At 39.5% G+C, this 5,579-nt stretch carries 4 protein-coding genes and 1 pseudogene; all 5 read left to right on the top strand.

Annotated elements, in window-relative coordinates; translation table 11 throughout:
* Positions 1–718: pseudogene (locus QZ565_RS08005) on the top strand (phosphotransferase family protein); the annotation flags it as partial.
* The gene (locus QZ565_RS08000; protein ID WP_295527963.1) at positions 708–1,586 is read left to right on the top strand and encodes a DMT family transporter; all 879 of its coding nucleotides are present in this window, start codon (positions 708–710) and stop codon (positions 1,584–1,586) included. The pseudogene QZ565_RS08005 and the gene QZ565_RS08000, both read left to right, overlap by 11 nt.
* Before the next feature lie 11 nt (positions 1,587–1,597).
* Positions 1,598–2,284 (top strand): sugar phosphate nucleotidyltransferase, encoded by a 687-nt coding sequence (locus QZ565_RS07995; protein ID WP_295527960.1) that lies wholly within the window; start codon positions 1,598–1,600, stop codon positions 2,282–2,284.
* Positions 2,285–2,370: 86 nt separating this feature from the next.
* Positions 2,371–3,219: a DNA-processing protein DprA gene (gene dprA, locus QZ565_RS07990; RefSeq protein ID WP_295527957.1), complete on the top strand. Its 849-nt coding sequence runs from the start codon at positions 2,371–2,373 to the stop codon at positions 3,217–3,219.
* A gap of 117 nt (positions 3,220–3,336) precedes the next feature.
* Positions 3,337–5,424 (top strand): type I DNA topoisomerase, encoded by a 2,088-nt coding sequence (gene topA / locus QZ565_RS07985; protein WP_295527954.1) that lies wholly within the window; start codon positions 3,337–3,339, stop codon positions 5,422–5,424.
* Positions 5,425–5,579 lie beyond the last annotated feature (155 nt).

Genomic DNA, 5,579 nt, shown 5'->3' with positions numbered 1-5,579 from the left:
AGAAAAGCTGATCAATCGTCAAGATGAAAAGTACAATCTTGAACTACTAAAGGATTTAGACTTAGATGTAAAAAATTATCTTTTTGATATTGAAGTTGGTTTCAAAGTAAATGAGTATATCGAATCTGCGATTACGCTTGATTCAACTACAATCAAGACCAAATTTGATGAAATTGCTCCAATTTTACAAACCATTCATGCTTCTGGCAAGGAATTAAGAGGAGAATTTGCTCCTTTCGAAGAAATCAAGAAATACGAATCCTTGATTGAGGAAAAAATCCCTTATGCCAACTATGAAGCTGTTCGAAATGCAGTCTTCTCTTTAGGGAAAAGACTAGCTGACTTAGGTGTTGACAGAAAATCTTGTCATATCGTTTTGGTGCCTGAAAACTTTATCGAATCACCTCAAGGACGACTTTATCTGATTGACTGGGAATATTCATCAATGAACGATCCAATGTGGGATTTGGCTGCTCTCTTTTTAGAGTCTGAATTCACTCGTCAAGAGGAAGAAGCCTTATTGTCTCACTATGAGAGTGAGTAAACACCTGTCTCTTGTGAAAAGATTGCGATCTATAAAATTTTGCAAGATACTATTTGGAGTCTATGGACTGTCTATAAGGAAGAGCAAGGCGCAGATTTTGGTGACTATGGTGTGAATCGTTACCAAAGAGCTGTTAAAGGTTTGGCCTATTATGGAGGTTCAGATGAAAAATAAAAGTGGAGTTTCTTTTGGTCTACTTTCAGGTATTTTCTGGGGGTTAGGTCTAACGATTAGTGCTTATATCTTTTCGATTTTTACAGATTTGTCTCCCTTTGTGGTGGCCGCTGCTCACGATTTCTTGAGTATCTTTATCTTACTAGCTTTTCTCTTGGTAAAAGAAGGAAAAGTTCGTCTCTCAATTTTCTTAAATATTCGCAATGCTAGTGTTATCATCGGAGCCTGGCTAGCAGGCCCTATCGGTATGCAGGCCAATCTTTATGCGGTTAAGTATATCGGAAGTTCCTTAGCTTCATCTGTGTCGGCTATTTACCCTGCGATTTCGGTTTTATTGGCTTTCTTCTTTTTAAAGCACAAGATTTCAAAAAATACTGTGTTTGGGATTGTCTTAATTATTGGAGGGATAATTGCTCAGACCTATATGGTTGAACAGGTCAATTCCTACTACATTGGGATTCTCTGTGCTTTGGTTTGTGCTATTGCATGGGGAAGTGAGAGTGTTCTTAGCTCTTTTGCCATGGAAAGTGAACTGAGTGAAATCGAAGCCCTCTTGATTCGTCAAGTGACTTCATTCTTGTCCTATCTTGTGATTGTGCTCTTCTCTCATCAGTCATTTGCAGAAGTGGCCAATGGACAATTGTTAAGTCTTATGATTGTCTTTGCAGCCTTTGATATGATTTCCTATTTGGCTTATTATATCGCTATCAATCGCTTGCAACCAGTCAAGGCTACAGGCTTGAATGTGAGCTATGTAGTATGGACAGTCTTGTTTGCAATTGTTTTCTTGGGTGCACCGCTAGATATGCTGACAATTATTACGTCACTTGTCGTTATTGCTGGAGTTTATATTATTATTAAAGAATAAAGGAGATTCGTGTGAAATCCATTATCTTAGCAGCTGGATTGGGAACTCGCTTGCGTCCTATGACTGAAAATACTCCTAAAGCCTTGGTTCAGGTTAATCAAAAACCCTTGATTGAATACCAAATTGAGTTTTTAAAAGAAAAAGGAAGCAATGACATCTTCATTGTTGGTTACCTTAAAGAACAATTCGATTACTTGAAAGAAAAATATGGGGTTCGCCTTGTCTTCAATGATAAATACGCTGACTACAATAACTTTTATTCTCTCTATCTTGTAAAAGAAGAATTGGCCAACAGTTATGTTATTGATGCCGATAATTATCTCTTTAAAAATATGTTCCGTAATGATTTGACTCGTTCGACTTATTTTAGTGTTTATCGTGAAGATTGTACCAACGAATGGTTCTTGGTCTATGGAGATGACTACAAGGTTCAAGACATTATTGTTGATAGCAAGGCAGGTCGCATCCTTAGTGGTGTATCCTTCTGGGATGCTCCAACTGCAGAAAAGATTGTCAGCTTTATCGACAAGGCTTATGCAAGTGGTGAATTTGTTGACCTCTATTGGGATAATATGGTTAAGGATAATATCAAAGAACTAGATGTCTATGTTGAAGAATTAGAAGGCAACAGCATCTATGAAATTGACAGTGTCCAAGATTATCATAAATTGGAAGAAATTCTTAAAAATGAAAATTAAAGATTCCAACATCTGACTAAAATAGTCGGATGTTTTTTGAGTTTTTACGAATAAATAGATGAGTAGAAAAAGAAATGGAGATATTTATGAAAATCACAAACTATGAAATCTATAAATTGAAAAAATCAGGTTTGAGCAATCAACAGATTTTAAACGTTCTAGAATACGGTGAAAATGTCGATCAAGAACTGTTGTTAGGTGATATTGCAGATATATCAGGTTGCCGAAATCCAGCTGTTTTTATGGAACGTTATTTTCAGATAGATGATGCGCATTTGGAGAAAGAATTTCAAAAATTTCCATCTTTCTCTATTTTAGATGACTGTTACCCTTGGGATTTGAGTGAAATATATGATGCGCCTGTACTTTTATTTTACAAGGGAAATCTTGACCTCTTGAAATTCCCGAAGGTAGCAGTCGTAGGAAGTCGTGCTTGTAGCAAACAGGGAGCTAAGTCAGTTGAAAAAGTCATTCAGGGCTTGGAAAATGAACTGGTTATCGTCAGTGGACTAGCCAAGGGCATTGACACAGCAGCTCATATGGCAGTTCTTCAGAATGGCGGAAAAACCATTGCAGTGATTGGAACAGGACTAGATGTGTTTTATCCTAAAGCCAATAAACGCTTGCAAGACTACATCGGCAATGATCACCTGGTTCTTAGTGAATATGGACCTGGCGAACAGCCTCTGAAATTTCATTTTCCTGCCCGTAATCGCATCATTGCTGGACTTTGCCGTGGCGTGATTGTAGCAGAGGCTAAGATGCGCTCAGGTAGTCTTATTACCTGTGAGCGAGCAATGGAAGAAGGGCGCGATGTCTTTGCTATTCCTGGTAGCATTTTAGATGGACTATCAGACGGTTGCCATCATTTGATTCAGGAAGGAGCAAAATTGGTCACCAGCGGGCAAGATGTGCTTGCGGAATTTGAATTTTAAGATGAAATTTCGCTTACTAGACAAATTTTTCTTCTATATATAGGAGCTAAGTCTTGACAGTTATGGCAAAATGGTTTACACTTTATAAAGTTTATTACTTTGAAAAGGTGTGATACTGTGGCTACGGCAACAAAAAAGAAAAAATCAACAGTAAAAAAAAATCTAGTCATCGTGGAGTCGCCTGCTAAGGCGAAAACGATTGAGAAATATCTAGGCAGAAATTACAAGGTTTTAGCCAGTGTTGGGCATATCCGTGATTTGAAGAAATCCAGTATGTCCGTCGATATTGAAAATAATTATGAACCGCAATATATCAATATCCGAGGAAAAGGTCCTCTCATCAATGACTTGAAAAAAGAAGCTAAAAAAGCTAATAAAGTTTTTCTCGCGAGTGACCCGGACCGTGAAGGAGAAGCGATTTCTTGGCATTTGGCCCATATTCTCAACTTGGATGAAAATGATGCCAACCGTGTGGTCTTCAATGAAATCACCAAGGATGCAGTCAAAAATGCTTTTAAAGAACCGCGCAAGATTGATATGGATTTGGTCGATGCCCAACAGGCTCGTCGGGTCTTGGACCGCTTGGTAGGCTATTCGATTTCTCCAATTTTGTGGAAGAAGGTCAAAAAGGGCTTGTCAGCAGGGCGCGTACAGTCTATTGCCCTTAAACTCATCATTGACCGTGAGAATGAAATCAATGCTTTCCAGCCAGAGGAATACTGGACAATTGATGGCGTCTTTAAAAAGGGAACCAAGCAATTTCAGGCTTCCTTCTATGGAGTAGATGGTAAAAAGCTGAAACTGACTAGCAATGACGAGGTTAAGGAAGTCTTGTCTCGTCTGACTAGTAAAGACTTTTCAGTGGATCAGGTGGATAAGAAAGAGCGCAAGCGCAATGCTCCTTTACCCTATACCACTTCATCCATGCAGATGGATGCGGCTAATAAAATCAATTTCCGTACTCGAAAGACCATGATGGTTGCCCAACAGCTCTATGAAGGGATTAATATTGGTTCTGGTGTCCAAGGTTTGATCACCTATATGCGTACCGATTCGACTCGTATCAGTCCTGTAGCACAGAACGAAGCAGCAAGTTTCATTACGGACCGTTTTGGTAGCAAGTACTCTAAGCATGGTAGCAAGGTCAAAAATGCTTCCGGAGCTCAGGATGCCCACGAGGCTATTCGCCCGTCTAGTGTCTTTAATACACCTGAAAGCATCGCTAAGTATCTGGATAAGGATCAGCTCAAGCTTTATACTCTTATCTGGAATCGTTTTGTGGCTAGCCAGATGACAGCTGCTGTCTTTGATACTATGGCTGTTAAATTGTCGCAAAATGGAGTTCAATTTGCTGCCAATGGTAGTCAGGTTAAGTTTGATGGTTATCTTGCCATTTATAATGATTCTGATAAGAATAAGATGTTACCAGACATGGCTGTTGGAGATGTGGTCAAACAGGTTAATAGCAAACCAGAGCAACATTTCACTCAACCGCCTGCTCGCTATTCTGAAGCGACACTGATCAAGACCTTGGAGGAAAATGGGGTTGGACGTCCGTCAACCTACGCCCCAACCATTGAAACTATTCAGAAACGCTATTATGTTCGCCTTGCAGCTAAACGCTTTGAACCGACAGAGTTGGGAGAAATTGTTAACAAGCTTATCGTTGAATATTTCCCAGATATCGTAAACGTAACCTTCACAGCTGAAATGGAAGGCAAACTGGATGATGTCGAAGTCGGGAAAGAGCAGTGGCAACATGTTATTGATGCCTTTTACAAACCATTCTCTAAAGAAGTTGCCAAGGCTGAAGAAGAAATGGAGAAAATCCAAATCAAGGATGAACCGGCTGGATTTGACTGTGAAGTGTGTGGCAGTCCAATGGTCATTAAACTTGGTCGTTTTGGCAAGTTCTACGCTTGTAGCAATTTCCCAGATTGCCGTCATACCCAAGCAATCGTGAAAGAAATCGGTGTTGAGTGTCCAAGTTGTCATCAGGGACAAATCATTGAACGTAAAACCAAACGTAACCGCCTTTTCTATGGTTGTAATCGCTATCCAGAATGTGAATTTACCTCTTGGGATAAGCCTGTTGGTCGTGACTGTCCAAAATGTGGCAACTTCCTTATGGAGAAAAAAGTCCGTGGTGGTGGTAAGCAGGTTGTTTGTAGCAAGGGTGATTACGAGGAAGAAAAGATTAAATAAGAGGAGGAGCCCGAAAGTAAATTTCAGGCTCTTTTTGGTTAGAACTTGACAAAATTCATCATTTTATGCGAAACTAGAAGAAGATTATTTTATACTCAATGAAAATCAAAGAGCAAACTAGGAAACTAACCGCAGGTTGCTTAAAGCACTGCTTT

It is taken from the genome of uncultured Streptococcus sp. (genome assembly GCF_915066115.1).
Taxonomy (GTDB): domain Bacteria; phylum Bacillota; class Bacilli; order Lactobacillales; family Streptococcaceae; genus Streptococcus.
Note: the sequence above shows the minus strand (reverse complement) of the source record. Positions and strands in the feature narration are given on the sequence as shown.